Genomic DNA, 23,634 nt, shown 5'->3' on the forward strand with positions numbered 1-23,634 from the left:
CTTTAAGGGGGGGGCTCAACCGTCGAAGAGAGAGGGCAGCGCATCGCGGCAATCCTGCGCTTATCCGTATTTGGTGGCGATTCGGGAAAACCACGTTGCCGGTTCGCGTATACCAGCCAGCACCGGGCGCGCGCTGCGCAAGCCGCTTGGTTTCCGACATATCGGCACTTACTCGAAGGTCGGTAACATCGGGAACCTGAGAGGTTCGGGGCGATTCAAACAGCCTTTTCTGCATTCAAGATTATATTAAGGCAGCCGTTATTATGAGGGCTGAAACTTCATAGAGCCCCAGGGGAAATCATGTTCAATCTGTTCCGCAAGAACCGTGCTTTCGATGTCATTGAGGCAATTGAGCAGACACAGGCCGTGATTGAATTCGATCTTCAAGGCAAGATTCTGCGCGCGAACAAGAACTTCCTTGATCTCCTTGGTTATTCCCTGGAGGAAGTGCGCGGGCGGCCACACAGTTTGTTTACGCCTCCCGAATATGCTAATAGCCTGGAATACCGTGCGTTCTGGCAGGATCTGCGAACAGGGAAACCTCACACCGGTGAGTTCCGGCGCATTACCAAAAGCGGAGCCCCTGTTTGGATTCAAGCGACCTACACGCCCATCGTCCGCGCAGGCAAGGTCCAACGCATTGTTAAGTTTGCTACAGACGTGACAGCACAAGTGCGTGAGCACGCGCGCAATCAGTCACAAATTACAGCAATCAACCGTGCTCAGGCGGTCATCGAATTTAGCCCTGATGGCACAATTCTCGATGCAAATGAAAACTTCCTGACGCTCATGGGCTATTCACTTACTGAGATATGTGGTGAAAAGCATCAGATTTTTGTGCCGCCCGCAGAGCGGAAATCGAGGGCTTACTCTGATTTTTGGCAAAAATTGCGTGCGGGTAAATTTGAGACGGCGGATTACCAAAGAATCACTAAACGCGGTAAATCAGTCTGGATTCACGCCACTTACAACCCTATCGTCAACCCGGAAGGCGAAGTCGTCAGAGTTATAAAGTTCGCAAGTGACATCACGGCGCAAGTACTGTTAAACCAAGAATTCAAGCTCTTATCGTTGGTGGCGAATGAAACAGACAACTCCATCGTCATCACTGACAAAGAAGGCCATATCGAGTACGTAAACCAAGGTTTTACAAAGCTCACGGATTACACATTGGATGAGGTGCGAGGGAAAAAGCCGGGGAGTTTTCTCCAAGGAACAGCGACAGATCCAAAAACAATTGAACAGCTCAGGGAGGCAGTGCTGAATCGCCGTCCAATCTACACCGAGATTCTTAACTACAGAAAATCGGGAGAGCATTACTGGATTTCACTGGCTATAAACCCTGTTTTCAATGATGCCGGTGAGTTGGAACAATACATTTCGATCCAGGCCAATATCACTGGTACGAAGGAGCTCTCGCTTGAGTCGGATAAAAGGTTCAAGGCGATTAGTGTCAGTAATGGCGTGGCGGAGTGGGAAACAAATGGCCAGATGAGTTCTGCGAACGACTACTTGGTCCACCACCTGGAACATGCCGATGCCAAAGAATTACTGACCCGTAAGCACAGCTTGCGAACAATTCTCGGTGAAGACGTATTCGCCAAACTGCTTAAAGGTGAGCAGTTTGCAGGTAGCTTTACCATACCTGCAAAGGACAACCGCCCAATCCTGTTTAGCGGAGCGCTCTGCCCAATCACGGATTCAATCGGTCACATCAAGCGGATCGTGAGCTACGGGGTCGACGAGCAGGCGAAACATGATGCATCACAGGTCACTGATCGTGAAATGCGCCTTGTGCAAGAGTCCAGTCAACGGATTGCGAACATCATCAGCAGCATCAACTCCATAACAGAGAAGACCAACCTACTGGCCTTAAATGCTGCTATCGAAGCTGCGCGGGCGGGGGAGTCTGGTCGAGGGTTTGCAGTCGTGGCAGACGAGGTGCGTACGCTTGCTAAGCAGTCAGCAGTATCCGCTAAGGAAATCACTCAACTTGTGAATGAAAGTACGGGGCGTATCGATCGTTTGAGTGCATCACTCAATACCCTACTGTCTTCAACATAAGCCAACCAAGCGTGCTGGTGACACTCGGCAATAGCCCCAAGCCAGCGTTTGGCCTAGGCTGAGCCGCGAGCGGCCGAGTGCACCTGCATCTTGCATTAGCGTATACATCCCATGAGCCAGTGACGCGTCGGCCCCACTGATTTTTCCTCGTCAGTGGACCTTGTTCACTCTTGAGCAGCAGTGGCGGTCAAGTCACTGCCGGATTCGGCGGCCATTTTTAAGCGGTCCGCTTTACAGATGTATTTAGGTTTGTTTTTGGGTGCCAGTTTGGCGCTGGCTTTTTTGGCGTTAGCTTTTAAGATTTGGTTGATTTTTTTACGACGATTCATAGGTTTTGCTCAGTGTGTCAGTGTTGAATAGGTCAGTCTTCACGGCTCAAGTGCTTTCCTTTGGAGGATGTACGCGCTGCCCAGGGATAGGTGTGTATTTCTGCCATGGTTAGCCGTTATTCTTGAGGCGCCTCGAACCAGATTGCTGAGTCGCCGGTGTAAATATGCTTCTGTTTACTGGGCTTGAAAGGTGTGTCCAGTGTCCCGAGTGCTACGCAAATCCATCCGGCGGCTTCGCCTTGGGAACATTTCCAGAACAACGTCGACCCGCAATGCCTGCAAAACTCCCGGAGAACCGATTCTGACGAGCGATAGGCCTTGAGGTCTTCTGCGCAGCTGAGTAAGGAAAACGCGCTGCAAGGCACGCTGCCATAGGACGCAAACGCGGCACCATGGCCCTTACGGCATTGGCTGCAATGGCAATGACTGACTGCTTTAGGCTCATCCAGCAGTTCGTAGCGTACGGCAGCACACAGGCAACTGCCCTGATAGACCTCAGTCATGCTCGATGGGCCTCAAAAAACGCCAGCTTAACGGCCCGCGTCGCGAGAGTCGACTGGCCCTTACTTGCCCGCAGGTTTTATCATGCGCCGAAATTTGCACAACTGGACCTGAACCCATGAATAAAGCCTTTCGCAATCCGCTCTTTCTGGTCGGGTTCGCGCTGATCATTTGCGGAGGCACTTTTGCCCTTAACGGCTTGCTTACCGAGCGCACATTCCTTTACATGGCTCCCGGTCTATTGATCCCGGGTGTCACGTTTATGCTGACGGCCTGGAAACAGCGTAATCGATAAGTTCGTTTGCTTCTTCACCGCCAAACGTCGCTTTGTCATAGCAGTGGTTGCCCTGCGTCGCTGCGCAAGCATGCTGGCGCCCTCTGATAAGTGCCGTGCAGGTCAGGCATTTTTTTTAAAGGAACACACGTTGAACCCACACACATTGTCCATGCGCCTGGAGCGCGTGGCAGCGCATGTTCCGGCGAACGCCCGGTTGGCTGACATCGGCTCGGACCATGCGTATTTGCCTGTTGCACTGATGCGCCGGGGCGCTATCGCGCACGCAGTGGCCGGGGAAGTTGCGCTGACGCCTTTCACTGCGGCTCAGCGTACCGTCAACGAGAATAATCTGGCCTCTCTCATAACTGTACGCCTGGCCAATGGCCTGATGGCGATTGAACCTGAAGACCGGATCACCGCGATTACCCTGTGCGGCATGGGAGGAGAAACCATCCGGGACATTCTTGAACAGGGCAAGGTGCGCTTGAGCGGGGAAGAGCGCTTGATCTTGCAGCCCAATGGCGGGGAACAGCCGCTGCGCCAATGGTTGATGGACAATGACTACCGCATCCTTGATGAGGAACTGCTTCGGGAAAACCGTTTTGACTACGAGATTATTATTGCTTCGCGCTCCGGCAGGGTGATGTACAGCGCGCAGGAACTCTACTTTGGTCCGCTGCTAATGAAAGTGCGCAGCCCGGCTTTCCTTGCCAAGTGGCAACGTGTGCTGTCTCGCAAGCGCAAAACATTGGCCAGTTTAATGGGCGCGCGGCACGCAGTTGCGCAGGCAAAACTGCAAGACACAGCCCGGCAAGTACGCTGGATCAACGATCTGCTGGCGTAGGCGGGAGGTAGCGACACGCCACCAAGGCCCAGAAAAAATCCCGCAGGATGTGTTCATCACAACCTGCGGGATTTTTACATCCGGGTTCGCATCACTCGTTGATGCGGGGATGTTGCTGCACCAAGTTTTTGCGTTTGGCTTCCAGCTCGGCAATTTCGGCGTCGATGTCTTCGATTTTCTGTTCGATGTTGTCGTGGTGTTCCTGAAGCAGCTCCTTGGCTTCTTCAATATCCGAAGCCGCTGGCGCGGCCCCGCGCAACGGCTTGTTGGCGGTTTCTTTCATGGTTACGCCGGTAACCAGACCGACGATCGCGATCACCATCAGGTAGTACGCTGGCATGTACAGGTTATTGGTGCTTTCCACCAGCCAGGCCACCGCCGTCGGCGTCAGGCCCGCGATCAATACCGAGACGTTGAACGCACTGGCCAGCGCACTGTAGCGAATGTGCGTCGGGAACATCGCAGGCAGGGTTGATGCCATGACGCCGATGAAAAAGTTCAGCAACACGGCCAGCATCAACAGCCCGGCGAAGATCAGTCCCAGCTTGCCGCTGTTGATCAGGTAAAACGCGGGGACGGCGAGGAAGAACAGACCAACACTGCCGCAGATGATAAAGGGACGGCGGCCGATCTTGTCACTGACAAAACCGATCAGGGGCTGCACGAACAGCATGCCGACCATGATGGCAATGATGATCAGCACACCATGGTTTTCACTGTAATGCAGGTTATGTGACAGGTAACTCGGCATGTACGTGAGCAGCATGTAGTAGGTCACGTTGGTCACAGCGACCACGCCGATGCAGGTCATTAAACTGCGCCAGTGTTTGGTGGCCACTTCTTTGAACGAAACCCGCGGTCCGCCTGCGAGGCCTTCGCGATCACCTTGCTCCAGTTTTTCCACGTGTTGCTGGAAGGCGGGTGTTTCTTCCAGCGCATGGCGCAGATACAGCCCGATCATCCCCAGCGGTAAGGCTAGGAAGAACGGCACGCGCCAGCCCCATTCCAGAAACTTTTCTTCGCCCAGAAGTGTGGAGATCAGTACCACCACACCAGCACCAAGCACGAACCCCGCGATGGAGCCGAAGTCCAACCAACTGCCGAGAAATCCCCGCTTGCGGTCAGGTGCATATTCAGCAACGAAAATCGATGCGCCAGTGTACTCGCCGCCTACCGAAAAGCCTTGGGCCATTTTTGCCAGTAACAACAGGATGGGCGCCCAGATACCAATCGAGGCATACGAGGGGATCAAACCGATAGCGAAGGTGCTGAGCGACATGATGACGATGGTCGCCGCCAAGACTTTCTGTCGCCCGTATTTATCGCCCAGTGCGCCGAAAAATAACCCGCCCAGCGGCCTGATCAGGAAGGGGACCGAGAACGTGGCCAGCGCCGCGATCATCTGAACGCCGGGAGACACATCGGGGAAGAACACCTTCCCGAGCACATAAGCAACAAAGCCGTATACGCCAAAGTCAAACCATTCCATTGCGTTGCCTAATGCCGCGGCGGTAATCGCTTTGCGCATTTTTGCGTCGTCGACAATGGTGATGTCCTTCAATCCGATTGGATTGACCTTTTTCTTACGAGATCTCATGCAAGCCCCTTTATTAGCTGATCTATCCTTTTCAAACCGCTAAACCCAGTCGTACGAAGGGTAGACGCGTTTCTACGGCGCGGGATGCTATCGTTCTGATGGCACGCGCTCTTCGGGATCTGATACATGCGGATACGAAAAAATTCACTGAGGGGGTGTATTTTTTTGCAATCAGGGTTGTGCAGAGGGATGCGCAGGGAATTGAAATCCAACTGTCTTTCAACCGTACAGAAGCGGCCTGCATGAGGGCCGCTTCTGTCGGCAACCGCTATTAGGCGTTAGCCTTTAGCTGCCATCGCGGTGACTTCAACTCGCATACCTTCGACGGCCAAAGACGCGACCCCGACAGCGGCACGAACCGGCCACGGCTGGCTGAAGAAGCGTTTGTACACGTCATTGAACGCCGCTCGATCTGCCATGTCGGTCAGGTAGATGGTCAAGTGCATGACGCGGTCCATGGAGCTGCCCGCGCGTTCCAGCGCAACTTTTAACGCTCGCAGCGTGCATTCGCTTTGCTCGGTGATGTCGCCCAGTTCGAGACTGCCATCTGCGCGCGTAGGAATTTGCGTCGAAACCATTACGCCACCGAAGCTGGCGACGTCAGACGAAATGGATTCAGGATCAGGGTCGGGGGTAAAAGTCAGTTCGTTATGTGCCATGAACATCTCTGCTTAACAAGTAAGGGGGGTGGCGTCTAACACAGCCACGGCGCAGGCGTGCAGTGTACAGACCTGGACGTTTTCTAAAAACCTGATCGGGCACACCTCTTAATCCTTAACTATGCTCGCCAGTGCTTGCTTAAACACGTCACAGGTTATTGCCGGGAAGGGACTGAATGATTTCTGATTGGGAAATGTGCATACGGCTGCTGTTGGCGGCTTTTCTGGGCAGCTTGATTGGCGTTCAGCGTGAACACCTGTTTTGGACGGCTGGCTTGCGCACTCACATGTTGGTGTGTGCGGGGGCGTGTTTGGTGATGATTGTGTCAGCGTTTGGGTTTCAGCAGGCGCTGACCATGCCGGGCACGCAGCTGGATCCTTCGCGAATTGCCGCACAGGTGGTCTCGGGGATCGGCTTTCTGGGGGCCGGATCGATCCTGATGCGCGGTGAGGTCATCAAGGGCCTAACTACGGCCGCCAGCTTGTGGGCGGTCGCAGCCATCGGCCTGGCAGTAGGAGGCGGACTGTATGTGTTGGGCACTGCGGCAACGTTTCTGATTTTGATCATCCTGATCGCTATCCGGCCCATGGAGCGCGTGCTCAGGGACATTGTGCAGATCCAGGTGGTCAAACTGGTTGCACCGTCTAATACGTTGTCGTTAAGCCAGTTGGAACAGTTGCTGGGAGAACGGTCCAAAAAAATCAAGCAATTCATCGTCGAGCAAGGGCCGGTGAAAGATACCGAAACAGTCACGCTTCAGTTCCGGGGGGTCACTCGTGTCGTAGCGGATCAAATGATCAAAGAGATACTCGCTGTTCCGGGTGTGCGCGAAGTTCTCGCGCCGCATTGAGTGCTATCAGGCGATAGGCAGGCAAGGACGGGGTAGCGCGGGAAGGGCGGGCTGCTGGAGAATGCCGGGGTTTTGCTCAATGCTGTTTACCTTTCATCCGTACAAGGCCTCAACTTCTCATGGACAAGCTTGACCGGGCAATTCTGCAAATCCTGCAGACCGATTGCACACGTGCGGTAGGGGATATCGCCGAGCAGATCGGTCTTGGCACGACGGCCTGTTGGCGACGCATTCAAAAGCTTGAAGAAGCCGGGATCATCCGCGGTCGCGTAGCGTTGCTGGATGGCAAAAAGCTAAACGTGGGGGTGATTGTTTTCGTGTCGATCAAAACCACTCAACACAATGCGCAATGGCTCGACAGCTTTCGTGCCGCCGTGGGTTTGATCGAAGAGGTGGTCGAGGTCTACCGCATGGCCGGGGACACGGACTATTTGTTGCGCGTTGCAGTGCCTGATGTGGCTGCCTATGACGCTGTCTATAAACAGCTCATCAAGGTCCCCGGACTGTCGGACATCAGTTCCAGTTTTTCCATGGAGCAAATCAAATATTCAACCAGCCTGCCTCTGCGCTACGCGCCTTGAACGTTTCATAACCCATAGGCCAGTCCCTGTTCAGGCTACGGCGACGCAAGGCTTTTGCAACGCAATGTCCAGCGCTCGCTGGAAGTCCAGCAACAAGTCGTCAATATGCTCTAGCCCGGCATGCACACGGATCAGATACCCCTGCGGCGCGGGTGTGTGTTGACGTACCGGTTGCCCGACGGGCACAACAAGACTTTCGAAACCGCCCCACGACAGACCAATACCAAACAGTTTGAGGTTATCGAAAAGACGACCCAATACCGTCGCGTCTTGCGTATCGACCTCTACACCGAACAAACCGCTGGCACCGAGAAAGTCGCGCTTCCAAAGGTCATGACCGGGATCGTTGGGCAGTGCGGGGTGCATGACGCGGGTGATGAGGGGGTGCTGTTCAAGGCTATGTGCCAGCGTGACCCCATTGCTCCAGTGGCACTGCAGGCGCACGGGCAGAGTGCGTAGCCCGCGCAATGCAAGGAACAGGTCATCAGGGCTGGCGGTCTGGCCAAAATCATGCGCGCCGGCTTTCAAAAGTGGCCAGGCCCGTTCATTGGCGGTGGCCACGCCGAGCAAGGCGTCCGAATGGCCGACGATGTATTTTGTCGCCGCGTGTATGGAGACATCCACGCCATGCGCAAAGGGCTTGAAGTAGAGCGGCGAGGCCCACGTGTTATCCAGCAGTACGAAAGCACCCACGCTATGGGCCGCCTGGCAAATGGCAGGCAGGTCGCAGACTTCAAACGTCAGCGACCCCGGCGACTCTGTAAACACTACGCGGGTATTGGGGCGCAGTTGCCGGGCAATATTCGCACCGACGGCGGGCGCGAAGTACTCCACCTCCACGCCAAGACGGGTCAGTACCGTGCTGACAAACGTACGTGTCGGGCCGTAAATATTGTCGGTGATCAGTACATGGTCACCGGCACTGACAAATGCCAACAGGGCATGAACACAGGCCGCCAGGCCTGAAGGGAATACCAGGCTGGCATGACCGCCTTCCAGCCCGGCGATTGCCTCCTCAAAGGCGCGGGTTGTCGGCGTGCCAAAGCGGCCATAGTTGGCATACGGGTTACCGTCTTTCTTGCTCGCCTCCCAGCTGTTGAAATCTTTGGCCAGAACGGTTGAGCCCCGGAACACCGGCGTATTGATAAGCCCGCCGTAAGTTTCTGAATCTCGACCGCAATGCAGGTAGTGGGTGGCATCATGCATAGGTGTTATTCCTCAATGAACGTATAAGGAATGATAGGGCCGCTCAGCGTGTTTAGTTTTGCTTTTGTTTCTGTTTTTTTGATGGATGGTAGATTTATTTTCTACCAAATTGTGATATTCGGATTTTTATTTCGACTAGTTGTTTTATAGGCGAAATTTCGCCCGTTTAGGCTCGCAAGAGCAGTAAACGGGCGAGTAGTTAAGTGGCGTGAGCGAATACCTGGCTTAATCGGTTGGTTCTGCCTGGTAATGCAGCAAGTCTCCCGGCTGGCAATTCAAGGCTGAGCAAATGGCTTCCAGTGTCCCGAGCCGAATGCCTTTGACCTTGCCTTGCTTGAGCAGTGAGAGATTCTGTTCGGTGATGCCGATGGTCTGCGCCAAATCCTTGGACTTTACTTTGCGCGTGGCCAGCATCACATCCAGCTTGATTTCTATGGGCATCTTGACCTCTCAAACAAACTGCTGATTTTCACGTGCCAGCATGCAAGCGCGATGCAGGCTACGGGCCACAATCATGACACTTGCCGCCAAAAACAGCGCCACCAGATCCGAAGGGCCAAAGCTCACGGTAAACAAACGCTCCCCCGCAGGCCGCATTATCGTGATCCATACGCTCAGTACAGGGCCGAGCAAGAAGCTGACCAATACCCACAGACCCACACTTTTCCCGACCTTGCCCAATAAATCGGCTGATTCGGGTTCGAAGTACTCACCCTTGGCGTAGAGCTTCAACAATCCGTTCAGCGCCACCAGCCCCTTGGCCAGGATCAGTAGCGGAATACTGGACAAGACAATGCCGCCTGTAATCTGCCACCAAGGCATCTGATGGATATTGGCATCCAGCGTTTCGGTCAGGGCTGTGAGATTGAAGCCAGGTCCATACAGACTCATCACATCCGGAAACAGCCAGTAGGCAATATTGGAGAGCAGCATGAGGGCCACCAGGCCCAACGTTGCGGTTGCAAGGACCTTGCTGTACTTCGCCAAACGATCTGTGTTCATTCAACAATCCTTCTTGTGTGGGAAATATAGGTGAATCGAGTCGCGGCAAGTGTGCGACGGCCGAATCATAAGTGCAGATAAAATGATTGTAAAACAATAATTAAATATTGTTTTGCAGTAATATTTGCGCGGCTCACACGGAGAAAACACCTGCTGTAATCAGTCTGATTTACATGGCCTCTCGTCGTAATTTCCTACAGATAAATTGACCTTCGGCCTGCGGCGCAGTTAACTGTATGAACATACAGTTAATAGAAAGGCGAGCGTCATGGGTTTCACGGTTTTGGGTCCTCTGGCTGAAGGTGGTGTTCGTCGTCCGTGGTGTTCGTTCAAGGTACCGGCCGGTTTTCCCTCGCCTGCGGCTGACCATGTCGAGAAACATATTTCACTCGATCAGGCGCTCAATATTCGAGCGGCTCATGTGTATCTGGTCACTATTGATGGCGACAGCATGCAGGATGCAGGGATTTTTTCCGGGGATCTGGCCGTGGTGGATCGTGCAATTGAAGCAACCCACGGGCATGTGGTGGTGGCGCTACTGAACAATGACCCGATTTGTAAACGGCTTTGGTTCAAAGGCAAAACGGTCATGCTGGTCTCTGAAAACCCCAAATACCCCAATCGCTACATCATGGAAGGTGATGAGCTTTCGATTTGGGGCGTGATTACCCACACGGTACGCAATCATGGCCACTGAGTCCCGACCGGTATTTGCCCTGATTGACTGCAACAGCTTTTATGCAAGCTGTGAGCGCGTGTTTCGGCCGGACCTGGCAAAGGTGCCGATCGTGGTGCTGAGCAACAATGATGGTTGCGTCATTGCCCGTAGTTATGACGCCAAACCGCATATAAAAATGGGCGCGCCTTATTTTCAGATCAAGCAACAACTGGAGCAGCAGGGGATCATAGCGTTCTCTTCGAACTACGCGTTGTACGGCGACATGAGTGAGCGGGTGATGAGCCTGATCGAAGCTCAAGTCCCTGCCGTCGAGGTGTACAGCATCGATGAAGCATTTGCCGACATGACCGGCATTGCAGATGTTACCGAGGTCAGTCGCCAGTTGCGAAAGCGCATCCTGCAGTGCACCGGTATCCCGGTAGGGGTCGGTATTGGTCCTACCAAGACCTTGGCCAAACTGGCCAACCACACTGCCAAACGCTTACAGGCGCATACCGGAGGCGTGGTCAATCTGTGTCCGGATCACGAACGGGCCTGGACGCTGCGCAATACTTCGGTGTCTGATGTCTGGGGAATCGGACGACGTATGACTGCGCACCTGGAAGGCATGGGCATTGTGTCGGCGATGGACCTGGCGCGGGCCGATCCGTGGACGTTGCGTAAAAAATTTAGCGTGGTCATCGAGAAAACCGCTCGCGAGTTGGCGGGCACCCCGTGCCTTGAACTGGACGAGCCCGACCCGCCGAAACAGGAAATCTGCTGTAGCCGAATGTTCGGCAGGCGTCTGACAGCCATTGAGCCGATCAAAGAAGCGGTGGCGACCTACATGATGCGTGCCTCGGAAAAACTCCGGGCGCAACAGTCTTATTGCCACAAGGTGCGGGTCAGTATCCGTACCGGCATGTTCAATCCGGATGAAGCCAAATACGCCAGAGGTATCGTCGTGACGTTGCCCTATCCGACCGATGACGTGCGTCTGCTGACTAAAACCGCCGTAGACGCTGTTGAGCATGTCTTTCAACCCGGCTTCAAATACAGCAAGGCTGAAGTCATGCTGCTGGACTTACGTCAACCGGGCGAGTTTTCCGATGACCTGTTTGCCCTCAACCAGCCCGCCGAAGCCTCCAGGGTGATGGCTGTGCTAGACCAGATCAATAACCGCTGGGGTCGGGGAACCCTGCGTGCGGCAAGCGTCCCGGCCCATCCTGACTGGAGTATGCGCCGGGATTTGATGAGCCAGAGTTACACCACGCGACTGGATCAGTTGTGGAAAGTCTCCTGTCACTGAGCCCATAGCCAGCCCGTAACATACAATCCGATACCGAATGACAGGTGTGTAGTCAGACTCCTTAGTCGCGCCAGTCGGGTATGGGGCGTGTTAGAGGCTGCTACCCCCATACCCAGTGCCGGTTGCATGATCAGCCACGGCGCAGCAACGCTGAACACGCCCATCAGCAGTGCCGGAGTCAGTGTCGGCCGATAAAACCAGTGTTCGCCAGCGACTGCCAGCAGGAGTGCAGCGAAGGCGACGCCTGTCAGGTAATGAAACAGCCAGCCGGTCAGCCGCTCATGGCGTAGCGGTTGAGCGCGGCTTATCGAATCATGGCGAAATCGCCCTGAAAGCATATGCCCTAGCCAGCGGCCAACGAGCCGATAGTCAAGGGATGGCACGTTGAATAAACGCTGGCGAAGCAGGGCAACGATGTCCATGAAAAACGTGGCACCCAGGCCAAGCCCCGTAGCGCTTGCGATCCACTGCGGTGTGTCCATGTCACGTTCTCCTTGTCGGCCAAGTATCGAGTTGTTTGAATGGCCAGTGTGCAAGTTCAAGTCGACTTGAGGTCAAGCATGAAAGAGTTCGGCATTAAGGAAGTCGCAAGGCGCTCCGGGGTTCCCGCTTCGACGTTGCGCTACTACGAAGAAAAAGGGCTGATTCGCTCGGCTGGACGACGTGGCTTGAGCCGGGTATTCAAGGCCGATGTACTGAATCAGCTCGCGTTAATCACGCTCGCGCAGTCGCTGACGTTTTCATTGGATGAAATTGCGTCCATGCTGGCGGCAAATGGCCACGTAGCCCTTGATCGGCAGCAGCTCACCCGCAAAGCGGACATGCTAGATCGTTTAATAGGCAAACTCGCCGGGGTACGTGATGACCTGCATCGTGCAGCCGCCTGCCCTGCGGTCAGCCATGCGCAATGCCCGAGCTTTCAGCAGCGGTTAAAAGATGTATCCCGTGAAGATGTATGGCAGGCCCCCTTTGGCTTTTGAAGGCAATGAAACTATCCGGCAAGGAGCGCAACTTTTATGAACCCACGCGTCACCCCCTGTGCAGTGCCGCCGGGTACGCTGATCAGCGCCCACGTTGAAGGCGCGCAATTCGTTGACAGTCAGCGCACGTTCACCCGGGAGTCAGACCGCACAGCGTTAAGCCACCTGTTGCATATCATGGCGGCCACACCGGGCTGGATCGACGCACTGATGACGACCCGCAATCGTGTGGTCAAGTTGTTGGGGCTCAAAGACCTCGGCCGATTAGGGCATATCGATTTGAACCGGGAAGAAAGCACCTATCAGGTGCATGATAGGCTTGGCATCTTCACCTTGCTGGCCAACACCCCCAATGAGGTATTGGTCGCAGACAAAGACAAGCACCTTGATGTGTACGTGTCATTGAGCCGCTCTGGCGTTCAAACCGATGGCACGCGAGAAATCGTAGTGGCCACTGTGGTGCATACCCATAACCGTCTTGGCCGCCTGTACATGCTGCCAGTCGCTCCGGTTCACCGGTATATCGCACCTTTGATGCTGGCGCGCATACCGGGTTGATCCGCAAGAAGAGCAGGTCAGGCGGGTGTCGGGTTGAATACGGGCAATTCGCGTCACGGCATCAGGCCTTCCCAGCCCGAAAAGCAATACTGGGCGCATTGCGTGTTGAGCAACAGCACCTGCCAGGCCGTGTCCTGCGGTACCCCGTTCAACAGCATGATGCAACGCATCAAATACGCCGTGTGGACACAGGTAAATGCCATGGCGACGCAAGGGTTGTCAGTGAGTGGTAAGTGCGCAAGATCCAGGCCAAACGTGTGCACTTGGCGCCCGTCGGCGCACACCAAGGGGCGCAGCAGTCTCAACCCTGTTGTTGGGTCTCGGCGGCGTCGTCTGACTCACGGCACAAGTGTTCTGGGTCGGTAGGCCATAACACCTTGCCGCTGCCATCGATCACTTGTTGCACGTCGCAACCTACCGTTCGGGTTTGAAAAACGGGGCTACCGTCCAGGCTGTACAAGGCGCGCAAGCTGCGGGTCTCATCAGATGGCGTACCCTCCAGCTCGTAGGCGAAGAGGGCACCACGGTGTTCATCGATAACCACTTCTTGCCAGTGGGCGGGTACCAATAACTTGCCGTTCAGGTCATATAACGCGGTCGTTGCCAGGCGGGATGTACCAGTCCATGCACGGATGAAGCGACCACTTTTATCCAGCGTAAGCGCGACGTATTGCCCGGGTTCAATCAGCACGGAGCCCTTGGCGTCCATGAGCCCCAGCGTTGGCAACTGATGGGGGGCACCCAAGAAAGTAATGGTCCTTTTCGGCGAATCAGGTTTTGCGAAAACAAACCGGTCAGGGGTCAAAACACCGATTTGTGCATATTCCGGCTTGAACAGCTCAACCCCTTTATCGGTGTCGAACAGGCCGAAGTAGACGGTGAGCATGTTCTTTAAGTGACCGGTCTGGGTAAAGCCCGGAACAGACTCGAACATTCCCAGCGGTGAGTGCACCGCCGGTTCTGCCGAATCGAAGCTTGGCTGAATCAGCCACTCTCCTGAACGTGCGAGAAAGCCATATTTGCCCCTGTTTCCATCGTGGCCCACGGCCTTGACCAGTGCGCCTTTGTGACCAAACACCTCGCAAGCGTCGTAGGTCGGCGCGATGGCAACCTGACCTTTAAAGTCCAGATAGCCGCAGAGGCTGTCGAAGTTCTCCTTGAAGGCCACCAAACCATCGCCAGGTACGCCCATCCAGTCATACTTGAACTCGGTCAGTAGCGTATTCGACGCGTCTGCCAACCCTTTTTTTCTGCCCAGTGAAACGACGAAATGCTCATTGGCGTATTCAACGAACTTGTCGAAGCCGACAGACTTGACCTCGCGTGTTTGCAGGTTGATTGCCCAGTTCTGGCCGTCACGTTCAGCACTCACCCAACCACCCGCCAAGGCACTGTCTTTATAGGTCGAGAAAGAGTCGAAGAGAGGGGCTGTGATCACATGCCCCTCAGCGCTGAGCAGACCGTATTTATCGTCCACCCCGTAGACGATGTACTGGCCCAGCGCAGTCCCGCCGCCGGGATAGATATCATCATAAGCTGGCGGTTGAACTTCATTGCCTTGCTGGTCCATGACACCCCACTTGCCATCACGCTCAAATCCGAAAAAACCGGGTGTCAGCAAGCGCAGCCCCTCGGTGAACGCGGGTTTTATAACCTGTGTACCGTCGGCATTGGCCACGTTCCATTGACCGTCTTCGGCATAAATGAACGTGCTGTTCAACGGCACTGAGAGGGCGATGGCATAGGTGTTGTCGCCGTTGACTAACACAGAGCCCTTTTGGTCCAGCACCAGACATTCACCGTTCACACAAACGGGGATCACCATGGCAGCCAAAGGGGCAACTGAGTGCGGGGCAGTGGAGTGGCTAGCAGCGTCTTCATGACAACCCGCCAGAAATAAAGCTGATAACGAAAGCGCTAAAGGCATAAGGCGGGCAATGAATATTTTTTCCATGACAAAACACATCCTTGCAAAGGTAAACCAGACGCGCACTTCCTGATGAATAAGAAAGTGCGCATCTATTCGCGTTAAATCCAACTGACGTTTACCGCGTTGTCAGGCGAGCAACCGATAAACTATCGAAGCGATGAGCCATTAATAAACATCGTGGTTAGATGAACGGACCATTTATTGCTGCATGGATTTCAGGCCTTGACGCAGGCCTTCATCCGCACCTTTGCACCACGCCTCAAGGCCTTGAGGCGCATCGGATATATTCACCAGTTTGCCGTCACTGCCCTGAATGTTGCCTTGACGCCCGTTTTTTTCCATTGCGTCGCCTGAGCTTTTGTCGAACTTGGCTGGCATGTTGTTGACGTAATCCGTCATTTTTTTGGCTTCAGCCAAGCTGTCTTTCTTCAGTACACCCTGGTCGACACAGTACGAAATCAGGCCCGACATCGAACGGCTGGTGTCATAGATTTGCTTGAGGGTTGTAGCATCGGGCATGTCTGCGGCAGGGGCCGCTTGAACGACAGAACACATTGAAACAGAGGCAGCCAACAGCAGAGTTGAAAGTTTAAGGCTCATGTTTAATCCATTAAAGCAGGTGCAAATTTTAGTTTGCAGGGGAGAATCCTGCGCGGATCTAAAAGTACCCGCGCAGGGGGAAAACACAACCGCTTAGAATGAGTTCAATACGGGTGTGCAGTGTTCTGAGTGGTGTGTCATGCATATGTGATCAACGGTTAACGGCACCTTTAGGGCCGCTGGCAATCAACGCTGCGCCACAGGCCGTTTTCATACCGTCGAGCGCAACTGCGATGCCGTCTACGGAGTAAGTTGCGCTGCCCTCGATAATGGGAAAAATCCCTTTGCATAAAGGGCAACTAACCTTATGCCCGACCCCGGCAATCGGTTTGCCGTTAAGGTCAATCTGGGAAAAAGCTTCAAGAACGACGCCCCCATGGGTGGTGGGATCGCCTAGGCGGATGATGTCTTTCATTACGACTCAATTCCTTCTGTTTTTTAAACATTAAACACACAAAATACTCAATGCATTCTCTAGGTAGCGTTACGTTGCCACCATTTTTCTGCACTGTCACGCCGGGTATTTACGCCATTAATTCTAGGGTTCCGTTTTCCATGTTTAAAATGTATTGGTAATGCATACTTAATGCCATGAAATTTCATTATTTCGACTGTCCACGCCGCGCCGGAGCGAGTCTCGGTATCGACTAAAATCGCCTGATCATACTCGGGTAGCCGCTCAGTGCCTAAGGTGTCGAGTCGAGTAGCACCAAGAGCATTCAAGGTTTTTAAACTAAGATTTTCAGAGGATATATCAATCGATTGTGCTTTAGCACCAGCATCAATCCGACATTTGTAGTCAGTATTACATGTGTCATGGTAAGTTTTTCTTTCAGTATGAAAGGCCGCTTCCCACACGATTATCTGATTTATAAACGTTTGAACCCTCTCTGCAGGTGACATTGTTTTCATCTCTGCTTCAACAGTTGCCAGAGCATGGATTGAGATATATTGCGAGACGCAGTACTTGCTTAAAATCTGGCTTTATACAGAGTTGAGTAGGGCGGGGTAGCGTTCTCATCACTGATCGGGTCTGCAACACACGGCGCTGTCACAGGTGGACGTGCTGGTGGCCTGCGGTTTTGTGTCACCCAGTCATTTCAGCAAATGCTATAGCGCCTTTTTTGGTTACAGACCTTCCAAAGAAGTACGTTTGGTAAGGTGACGTGTGCAGGCCGTATTGAGCGACGGTAGTGGCACAGCGGCCTATTCTTTAGGCGTGGCTTTCAAATAGTTGTAAACCGTCGCTCGAGAGATACCGAAATACTCGCCGAAATAATCGATGAAATTACGAATATCCAGCAGTCCGGCGGTGCGGGCTTGCGCCAGGGCTAACATGATTTCGGTACGCCCGAAATCGCTTTGCCGCACGTTGTGCTTAACGGATATCGCCTGGACGATAGCATTGAGCTGTTCACGCCAGTCGGTCCTGAACAAGGGCGCTGGACGTGTCTGGGGCTGCACGCCCACCACGTAGCCACTCAGCAGCTTTTGCACGTGGGTTAACACTGTCACATCGAAGTTCAGGCACAGCAATGCTGCAACCTGGCCGTCTGGCCCACGTGCAGCAATCGAGATTGAGCGCAGGGAGCGGTTGTTCAGTCCCGCTTTTTCATACGGGCCGATGACGTCCAGCCCTTTGTTCAATTCGGGTAAGTCACTGATCAATGAGGCGTCGCCGACCTTGCGCTTGGAAAAGCCGTTAGCAATGTGCGCGATCTGTCCGCTGCGAAGATCGTGGACCACAGCTTCCAGGTCTGGGAAAAGCAGGGCGGCAATGCCGTCTGCTGTTGCGTTCATGAAGGCGATATCGACCATAAGGGGCAGACAGTTCGTGAAAGTTGAGAAGGGGATTGTACGCAATCGACCTGTAATTGACAGGAGACCCGCAGGGTTGAATCGAGCACGCTTGTCATCAATGCGTTCAACGGTGGATTTGTGCCAGAAACGCTTGAGCCCGGTCACTTTCAGGGGCAGTAAAAAAACGCTCGGGGGGTAAGTCTTCGACAATGCGCCCCGCGTCGAGAAACAGTACCCGGTCAGCCACTTGACGGGCGAAGCCCATTTCGTGCGTGACGCAAAGCAGTGTCATGCCTGTATCAGCCAGCTTGACGATAACGTCCAGTACTTCATTGACCATTTCCGGGTCGAGCGCTGAGGTGGGTTCGTCGAATAGCATGATTTTTGGCGCCATGCACAGCGCCCGGGCAATCGCCACCCGCTGTTGCTGACCGCCCGAGAGCTGGCTGGGGTATTTGTTTGCCTGGTTCTCAACCCCGACTTTGTCCAAGAAGTACCTCGCCTGTTCTGCAGCCTTCTGACGTGACAGGCCGCGTACCGAGACCGGGGCGAGGGTGCAGTTTTGCAGAACAGTCATGTGGGGAAAGAGGTTGAAGCTCTGAAACACCATGCCAACTTCCCGCAGCGCCAGGCGTCTGGCCGGTGAGGGTTTCGTCAGGTCGACACCCAATGTATGGATGATGCCCTCTTGGGCAACCTCCAAGTGACTGATACAGCGGATCAAGGTCGACTTGCCTGAGCCGGACGGTCCGCACAGCACGATACGCTCCCCTTGCTGTACCGTCAGGTCGATACCGTGCAGCACTTGAAAAGGGCCATACCATTTATTCAGCCCGCTTATGTGGACTACGGTCTCTCGTGCGGTCAACGCTGAAGTGGACTGATCGTGTGACGCTGTCATGACGGGCTGCATGGCATATTCCCTCGATAAATGTGCGCAGGTTTGGAGTGGTGTGCGGGTCATCCGGCATGCTTGCTCAGTGACTGTTCAAGCCATTTGAGCGCACGCCTGACGCCTTCTACGATCAACAGGTACAGCAGCGCCGCCCACAGATAGACCTGAAAATCGAAACTGCGGGAGAACGCCACTTTGGCCACCCCCATGACGTCATATATCGTAACCAGCGAAGCGAGGGCGCTGGCTTTGATCATCAGAATCAGTTCGTTGCCTAATGGCCTGACAGCCACCAGCAACGCCTGCGGCATGATGATGTTGAAGAAGGTGACGCGACGGGGCAGGCTGAGAACTTGCGCGGCTTCGCGTTGACCCTGCGCAACGGCCATTAACGCACCGCGCAGGATTTCGGCCTGATAGGCAGCCGTGTTCAAGGTAAATGCGAGCAGGGTGCAATACCAGGCATCGCGGAAAAACCACCAAAGCCCTATCGACTCCCAGAACTGTTTGAAGGAGCCGAGGCCGTAATACAGCAAGAACAGTTGAGCGAGCAGCGGCGATCCCCGAAAAAAATACACATACACGCTGCTGAAACCGCGCAGTAAGCGACGGTCAGATAACCGGCTGAGGGCAATCACCAGCCCTAGCAGCATGCCGAGGCTGAAAGAAATCGCCACCAGTTTGCCGGTGACCAACAACCCGTCGACAAAGCGCGGACCATAGCGTTCCAGGAGCTGCGGGTTAAAAAACAGGTCGAGCCAGTCACCGGCACTCATGGCTGTGCACCCCGTTGGTGACGGTTGAAATACTGTTCGAGAACGTGGAACAGGCGGCCGGACAGTGCCGAGAAAAACAGGTAGCCAAAGCAGGCTACGGTGTAAAACAGCATGGGCTCTTTGGTGACACTCACGGCCAGACTGGTCTGACGCATCAGGTCGACCAGAGAAATAGTCGACACCAGCGAGGTCTCTTTAAGCAACGCCAGCCAATTGTTTGACAAGCCCGGTAAGGCCACACGCGCCAGTTGTGGGAGCAGCACGTTGCGAAACATCGCGCTGGTGCTCAAACCCAGCACCTTCGCCGCTTCGAACTGGCCTTTGGGTATGGCCTTGAAGGCGCTTAGCCAGACTTCACTCGAAAACGCCGCAAACACCAGGCTGAAGGCAATCATCGCCGCGACGAATGCATTGATTCTCACGTCTGCCGGGTAGCCCAGCGTGGCAAGGAGCTTCTGTGCTCCGATCTGGCAGCCGTAGTAGATGATCAGTAACGTCAACAGCTCCGGCAAGCCGCGAAAGACCGTGGAAAATGCCGTGGCACTCAGACGCAGCCAGCGTCGCCGGGACCGAGCGGCAAACGCAACGCCCAGGCCCAGCGGCAAGCCCAGCGGCACACAGCTCAACGCCAGTGCGAGTGTTACCAGGGCGCCCATCAACAAGGCTGCGCCCCAACCGCCGCTGGCAAAGGATAACAAGGTCAACTGCTCAGGCATGCCCGAACCCTCTTGCGCGATCTATGAGGGGCATGACGTCGTCGCGCCAAATGGCTGCGCGAGGCGAGGTCACGATGGGGAGCAGGTGCGCCGGGGACCCCGTGGCGCACGCTCCCTGAGGGTCAATAAATGTCGAAGTCGAAGTAACGGCTGACGATTTTTTTGTAAGTGCCGTCAGCGATTATTTCAGCCAGCGCATTGTTCAATCGTTCACGCAAGGCGTTGTCTTCCAGGCGCACGACGATAGCGGCATCGGCGTTAGTGCCCTTTACGTCACCCAGAAACTTGCAACACTCTTTTCCTTTGCCCGGCGCTTTGAGCCAGGCCAGCAACGGGTATTTATCAGCGATGACAGCATCCAGGCGCCCGGCGGCCAGATCGCTGACAGCCTCATCCTGAGAGGGGTAGAGCTTCACAGTGGCGCCGGCAGCGGCGTAATGCTCTTCGGCGTAGATCGATTGTGTCGAAAACGATTGGGTGCCCACCGTTAACCCCTTGAAATCGGTCTGGGCATCGCGGATGGTTGAGTCTTTGGGCACGGCAAGGGACAAGGGTGTGCGGTAATAGCGATCAGTGAAGGCCACCTTCTTTTTGCGCTCTTCAGTGACATTCATCGACGCCACAATGGCGTCGAATTTTTTTGCCAGCAAGGCCGGAATCATGCCTTCCCAATCTTGGGTGACAAATGTACACGTGACCTGCATCCGCTCGCACAGGGCGTTAGCAATGTCGATATCGAGCCCGTGCAACGTATTGTCCGGGTCAATGTAATTGAACGGCGGGTAAGCCCCTTCGCTGGCGATGCGCAGTGTTTCTGCCTGAGCCGTCATGGTGATGGCGAACAACAGGCAAGAGGTGAAAACGGCTGTAACGCGGACCAGGGTGTTCATGTGAGTACCTTCTTTATTGTTTTTGTTGAATCAGGCGCTTTTTACTCAGGGTGCAGGATCAGGGCGGGGTGGTGCGCGCACCGGTAGCGGGTGAATGTTGTGCCCTCTCTACCGCCAGGGTAGCGATGGCAATGTCTTGGGCTGCAAGCCCGGTAAGGTCTGCAACGGTTATGTCGTTATCACTGAGGCGGCCTGGGCGCGTGCCCGCAAGCACATGCCCCAGCGCAACATCCGCGCCTTCTGTAATCAGCCCAGCACGCAAGGCATACGCCAACTCGCCGCGTTCGGCACATTGCTGATGATCGTCGGTCATGATGACTCTGGCTTGAGCCAGAATGTGCGGGTCCAGTTCTTGTTTACCCAGGCTGTCAGCCCCCAGCGCGACAATGTGGGTCCCGGGTTTTACGGCGCTGACAGGGACGATCGCCCGGTTTGAGGGCGTGCAGGTAATCACCACATTGCAGCGTTCAAACACGTCCTCTACCGCCGATACTGCATGGGCATTCAAGGCATTAAGCCGTAATGTTTCGGCCAAGCGGTCAGCTTTTTCCGCAGCCCGGCCCCAGATGACCACCCGCTGTGTCCCGAGGTGGTGTGCAGCCCAGAGCGCTTGCAGTTCGGCCTGATGCCCGCTGCCGAGGATACCCAGGGCTGTAATGCGCGACGGAGCACCCGCTTGTGCGGCCAGGGCTCCGGCAGCGGCGGTACGCCAACTGGTCAACCAGCCTTCATCGTTGAGAATGGCGATTAAAGTGCCAGTCAGCGAGCTGAAAACCAGCATCAGCCCGTTGTTAGTGTCCAGTCCACGGGACGGATTCTCGTAAAAGCCCATGGCCACCTTGACCACAAAAGCGGGAGCACCGCGAAAATATCCGAACCGGATATGGCAATCGCCCGGCGGGTCCTGAAACAGCAGTTCACCCGATTTCGCGCTGATCACCTTGTCGCGCGCATGCTCAACACAGGCGTTGCGCACCACTCGCAGTATGTCGTGGCGCGTCAAGGCTGCGCGCAGACTGTTCAAGTCATAAAGCAGCGGGCTCATAGGCCACTGCCCCTGTGGCAAAAAAGGCTGCGAGCCCGGTGATGCCGCGCACTTGAGCCTGTTTGTGGCAGCCTGCGTTTCACGACGACCATAGTGTTGGACCTGATACGGGGTGTAAGTCTGCTGTACGGCCTATAAGTGGCAATACAGGTTGTGTGGTGCTGTGCTGAGGTTAAATGGTTTTAGACTAATTTTCTAACATGAATACATTGTCTAATTGTTGCGGGCGTGCGGACGCTCTCTGATCAAGGCCCAGATCTTTGGCGTACGTGTCTCTACGCCGAACGCTGCGCGGCCTCAGGCGAAGCGCGTCATTGGACGTGAGTCAAGGGAGTCGTGTTTGGTTCGCTTGCGCAGTGTGAAGCGTGCTCGGGCCGTGCGGCCAAATCCCGAATCGATCTGACCTGGCCCTCAGCATTGCGTGATGTCAGAGGCTGTCCGGATCCCCGAAGAACATCTGGATCCGTGACCGCAGCCAGCGCTCTCCGGGATCGTTGTCTTGAGCGCCACGCCAAGCCATGTGCAGTTCAAAGGTCTGGGTATCCAGCGGCGGGTCTTCAGCCCGAATACCGCCGGCGGCTGTCAAGGCTTCGGCGGTGTAATCGGGCACGGTGGCGATGATATCGGTACCGGCAAGCAAGGTGCTCAGGCCGTTGAACTGCGGAACGGCCAGCACCACGTGGCGCTTGCGGCCGAGTTTTTCCAGCTCGGTATCGATAAAGCCGCTCAAGTCACCGGCAAATGACACCAGTGCGTGGGGGCGGGCGCAGAAGTCATCCAGCGACAGTGCGCCGGGTACGCTATCGGCGCGCAGCAGTTTGGGTTTGCTGCGGCGCAGCACTTTACGTTTGGCATTGGCCGGCAGGTCGTTGGTGTAGCTGACGCCGACTGAAATTTCACCGGATGCCAACAACGGCGGCATCAGGATGTAGTTCACCCGCCGCACCACCAGCACAATGCCAGGCGCCTCGGCACGCAGGCGTTTGAGCAGCATGGGGAGGAGGGCAAATTCCACGTCGTCCGACAACCCGATGCGAAAGACCGAGGTGCTGGTGGCCGGGTCGAATTCCGAAGCGCGGCTGACCGCAGTGGAAATAGAGTCCAGCGCCGGGGACAGCAGTGCAAAAATCTCAATCGCCCGCGCGGTAGGCTCCATGCTGCGGCCGGTCCGCACGAACAGCGGATCATCGAACAAGTTGCGCAGGCGCGATAACGCCGCACTGATCGCCGGTTGGCCGAGGAACAATTTCTCTGCGGCACGGGTCACACTGCGTTCATGCATCAAGGTTTCAAAGACGATCAGCAGGTTAAGATCGACGCGACGCAAGTCGTTACGGTTCATCTCGCTGGCTTCACAGGCGGTTCTTCAGGGACTTAGGTGACGGATCTTACGGGCATACATGCCAAATCGTCACTGCCTAGATTTGCTTTCTGATTGCCTGATCGGATTAACTTTGCGCCTTACGCAGCTTTTTTACGGCCTCTTTGGCACAAGCACTGCGGTCGCGGATCAATGTCAGGCATGTCGACTATTAATGCTGTCTGTTAGTCTTGCGCCCAAAGCCC

28 protein-coding genes and 1 pseudogene are annotated in these 23,634 nt (G+C 55.0%); 10 read left to right on the forward strand and 19 right to left on the reverse strand.

Going from position 1 to position 23,634, the window contains the following annotated elements:
- The first annotated feature begins 300 nt into the window (after window positions 1-300).
- Window positions 301-2,064 (forward strand): PAS domain S-box protein, encoded by a 1,764-nt coding sequence (locus tag HBN68_RS22375; protein WP_169962777.1) that lies wholly within the window; start codon window positions 301-303, stop codon window positions 2,062-2,064.
- 164 nt (window positions 2,065-2,228) lie between these two features.
- Here the strand turns inward: HBN68_RS22375 and HBN68_RS04050 are convergent, their stop codons facing one another.
- Both HBN68_RS04050 and HBN68_RS04055 read right to left on the reverse strand, forming a co-directional pair.
- Entirely contained in the window at window positions 2,229-2,393 is a 165-nt protein-coding gene (locus tag HBN68_RS04050; protein ID WP_094994430.1) for a DUF2986 domain-containing protein, read from the reverse strand.
- A gap of 116 nt (window positions 2,394-2,509) precedes the next feature.
- Entirely contained in the window at window positions 2,510-2,896 is a 387-nt protein-coding gene (locus HBN68_RS04055) for a GFA family protein (protein ID WP_094994429.1), read from the reverse strand.
- 116 nt (window positions 2,897-3,012) lie between these two features.
- On the opposite strand from HBN68_RS04055, the gene HBN68_RS04060 reads away from it, so the two are divergent.
- Window positions 3,013-3,189: a hypothetical protein gene (locus HBN68_RS04060; protein WP_169962779.1), complete on the forward strand. Its 177-nt coding sequence runs from the start codon at window positions 3,013-3,015 to the stop codon at window positions 3,187-3,189.
- 130 nt (window positions 3,190-3,319) lie between these two features.
- Window positions 3,320-4,015, forward strand: a complete 696-nt coding sequence (locus HBN68_RS04065) for a tRNA (adenine(22)-N(1))-methyltransferase TrmK (protein WP_094994428.1) — start codon at window positions 3,320-3,322, stop codon at window positions 4,013-4,015.
- Between the two features lie 91 nt (window positions 4,016-4,106).
- On the opposite strand, the gene proP is transcribed toward HBN68_RS04065, so the two are convergent.
- Together proP and HBN68_RS04075 are read right to left on the reverse strand one after the other, a co-directional pair.
- Entirely contained in the window at window positions 4,107-5,612 is a 1,506-nt protein-coding gene (gene proP / locus HBN68_RS04070) for a glycine betaine/L-proline transporter ProP (RefSeq protein ID WP_094994427.1), read from the reverse strand.
- 278 nt (window positions 5,613-5,890) lie between these two features.
- The gene (locus HBN68_RS04075; RefSeq protein WP_169962781.1) at window positions 5,891-6,271 is read right to left on the reverse strand and encodes a RidA family protein; all 381 of its coding nucleotides are present in this window, start codon (window positions 6,269-6,271) and stop codon (window positions 5,891-5,893) included.
- Window positions 6,272-6,447: 176 nt separating this feature from the next.
- Between HBN68_RS04075 and HBN68_RS04080 the strand changes: the two genes are divergently transcribed.
- Together HBN68_RS04080 and HBN68_RS04085 are read left to right on the forward strand one after the other, a co-directional pair.
- A complete protein-coding gene (locus HBN68_RS04080; RefSeq protein ID WP_094994425.1) occupies window positions 6,448-7,122 on the forward strand; it encodes an MgtC/SapB family protein in 675 nt (224 codons plus the stop codon).
- 119 nt (window positions 7,123-7,241) lie between these two features.
- On the forward strand, window positions 7,242-7,703 hold the full coding sequence (locus HBN68_RS04085; protein ID WP_169962783.1) for an Lrp/AsnC family transcriptional regulator: 462 nt from the start codon (window positions 7,242-7,244) through the stop codon (window positions 7,701-7,703).
- 30 nt (window positions 7,704-7,733) lie between these two features.
- On the opposite strand, the gene metC is transcribed toward HBN68_RS04085, so the two are convergent.
- The 3 genes from metC to HBN68_RS04100 all read right to left on the reverse strand — a co-directional run bounded on the left by metC (window position 7,734) and on the right by HBN68_RS04100 (window position 9,911).
- Complete coding sequence (gene metC / locus HBN68_RS04090; protein ID WP_169962785.1) at window positions 7,734-8,909, reverse strand: cystathionine beta-lyase; 1,176 nt, start codon at window positions 8,907-8,909, stop codon at window positions 7,734-7,736.
- A 225-nt stretch (window positions 8,910-9,134) separates the two neighbouring features.
- Window positions 9,135-9,350: a helix-turn-helix transcriptional regulator gene (locus HBN68_RS04095; RefSeq protein WP_169962787.1), complete on the reverse strand. Its 216-nt coding sequence runs from the start codon at window positions 9,348-9,350 to the stop codon at window positions 9,135-9,137.
- A 9-nt stretch (window positions 9,351-9,359) separates the two neighbouring features.
- Window positions 9,360-9,911 carry a DUF2975 domain-containing protein gene (locus HBN68_RS04100; RefSeq protein WP_169962789.1) on the reverse strand — a complete coding sequence of 184 codons (552 nt, stop codon included), beginning with the start codon at window positions 9,909-9,911 and terminating at the stop codon, window positions 9,360-9,362.
- Between the two features lie 268 nt (window positions 9,912-10,179).
- Here HBN68_RS04100 and umuD point away from each other — a divergent pair, with 268 nt between their 5' ends.
- Window positions 10,180-10,608: a translesion error-prone DNA polymerase V autoproteolytic subunit gene (gene umuD / locus HBN68_RS04105; protein WP_169962791.1), complete on the forward strand. Its 429-nt coding sequence runs from the start codon at window positions 10,180-10,182 to the stop codon at window positions 10,606-10,608.
- Window positions 10,598-11,878 (forward strand): translesion error-prone DNA polymerase V subunit UmuC, encoded by a 1,281-nt coding sequence (umuC, locus tag HBN68_RS04110; protein WP_169962793.1) that lies wholly within the window; start codon window positions 10,598-10,600, stop codon window positions 11,876-11,878. The genes umuD and umuC overlap by 11 nt, the downstream gene beginning before the upstream one ends.
- Here the strand turns inward: umuC and HBN68_RS04115 are convergent.
- Window positions 11,872-12,360, reverse strand: coding sequence for a DUF2938 domain-containing protein (locus tag HBN68_RS04115; RefSeq protein WP_169962795.1), 489 nt, complete (start codon window positions 12,358-12,360; stop codon window positions 11,872-11,874). The genes umuC and HBN68_RS04115 overlap by 7 nt on opposite strands.
- A gap of 78 nt (window positions 12,361-12,438) precedes the next feature.
- On the opposite strand from HBN68_RS04115, the gene HBN68_RS04120 reads away from it, so the two are divergent.
- Entirely contained in the window at window positions 12,439-12,858 is a 420-nt protein-coding gene (locus tag HBN68_RS04120) for a helix-turn-helix domain-containing protein (RefSeq protein ID WP_169962798.1), read from the forward strand.
- Between the two features lie 36 nt (window positions 12,859-12,894).
- Complete coding sequence (locus tag HBN68_RS04125) at window positions 12,895-13,416, forward strand: DUF2867 domain-containing protein (RefSeq protein ID WP_169962800.1); 522 nt, start codon at window positions 12,895-12,897, stop codon at window positions 13,414-13,416.
- Window positions 13,417-13,717: 301 nt separating this feature from the next.
- On the opposite strand, the gene HBN68_RS04130 is transcribed toward HBN68_RS04125, so the two are convergent.
- From HBN68_RS04130 to HBN68_RS04145, 4 genes are all read right to left on the reverse strand, one after another.
- Window positions 13,718-15,223, reverse strand: coding sequence for a WG repeat-containing protein (locus HBN68_RS04130; protein WP_346010193.1), 1,506 nt, complete (start codon window positions 15,221-15,223; stop codon window positions 13,718-13,720).
- A 321-nt stretch (window positions 15,224-15,544) separates the two neighbouring features.
- Complete coding sequence (locus tag HBN68_RS04135; protein ID WP_169962806.1) at window positions 15,545-15,946, reverse strand: hypothetical protein; 402 nt, start codon at window positions 15,944-15,946, stop codon at window positions 15,545-15,547.
- A 151-nt stretch (window positions 15,947-16,097) separates the two neighbouring features.
- The gene (locus HBN68_RS04140) at window positions 16,098-16,361 is read right to left on the reverse strand and encodes a PAAR domain-containing protein (RefSeq protein WP_169962808.1); all 264 of its coding nucleotides are present in this window, start codon (window positions 16,359-16,361) and stop codon (window positions 16,098-16,100) included.
- A gap of 59 nt (window positions 16,362-16,420) precedes the next feature.
- Window positions 16,421-16,858 carry a hypothetical protein gene (locus HBN68_RS04145; protein WP_169962810.1) on the reverse strand — a complete coding sequence of 146 codons (438 nt, stop codon included), beginning with the start codon at window positions 16,856-16,858 and terminating at the stop codon, window positions 16,421-16,423.
- A gap of 121 nt (window positions 16,859-16,979) precedes the next feature.
- Between HBN68_RS04145 and HBN68_RS04150 the strand changes: the two are divergent.
- Window positions 16,980-17,111, forward strand: a pseudogene (locus HBN68_RS04150) (GlxA family transcriptional regulator); the annotation flags it as partial.
- A 41-nt stretch (window positions 17,112-17,152) separates the two neighbouring features.
- Here HBN68_RS04150 and HBN68_RS04155 read toward each other — a convergent pair.
- The 7 genes from HBN68_RS04155 to HBN68_RS04185 form a co-directional block, all read right to left on the reverse strand.
- Entirely contained in the window at window positions 17,153-17,911 is a 759-nt protein-coding gene (locus tag HBN68_RS04155) for a PAS domain-containing protein (protein WP_346010194.1), read from the reverse strand.
- Window positions 17,871-18,647, reverse strand: a complete 777-nt coding sequence (locus HBN68_RS04160) for an amino acid ABC transporter ATP-binding protein (protein ID WP_094994433.1) — start codon at window positions 18,645-18,647, stop codon at window positions 17,871-17,873. Before HBN68_RS04160 ends, HBN68_RS04155 begins: the two co-directional genes overlap by 41 nt.
- A 59-nt stretch (window positions 18,648-18,706) precedes the next feature.
- Window positions 18,707-19,417: an ABC transporter permease subunit gene (locus tag HBN68_RS04165; protein WP_169962812.1), complete on the reverse strand. Its 711-nt coding sequence runs from the start codon at window positions 19,415-19,417 to the stop codon at window positions 18,707-18,709.
- A complete protein-coding gene (locus HBN68_RS04170) occupies window positions 19,414-20,133 on the reverse strand; it encodes an ABC transporter permease subunit (protein ID WP_169962814.1) in 720 nt (239 codons plus the stop codon). The genes HBN68_RS04165 and HBN68_RS04170 overlap by 4 nt, the downstream gene beginning before the upstream one ends.
- Window positions 20,134-20,255: 122 nt before the next feature.
- On the reverse strand, window positions 20,256-20,963 hold the full coding sequence (locus HBN68_RS04175) for a transporter substrate-binding domain-containing protein (protein ID WP_249275385.1): 708 nt from the start codon (window positions 20,961-20,963) through the stop codon (window positions 20,256-20,258).
- A 118-nt stretch (window positions 20,964-21,081) separates the two neighbouring features.
- On the reverse strand, window positions 21,082-22,068 hold the full coding sequence (locus tag HBN68_RS04180) for an ornithine cyclodeaminase (protein WP_094994419.1): 987 nt from the start codon (window positions 22,066-22,068) through the stop codon (window positions 21,082-21,084).
- A 427-nt stretch (window positions 22,069-22,495) separates the two neighbouring features.
- Window positions 22,496-23,410: a LysR family transcriptional regulator gene (locus HBN68_RS04185; RefSeq protein ID WP_094994418.1), complete on the reverse strand. Its 915-nt coding sequence runs from the start codon at window positions 23,408-23,410 to the stop codon at window positions 22,496-22,498.
- Between the last annotated feature and the right edge of the window lie 224 nt (window positions 23,411-23,634).

The organism is Pseudomonas sp. WS 5078 (assembly GCF_012985745.1).
Classification (GTDB): domain Bacteria; phylum Pseudomonadota; class Gammaproteobacteria; order Pseudomonadales; family Pseudomonadaceae; genus Aquipseudomonas; species Aquipseudomonas lundensis_A.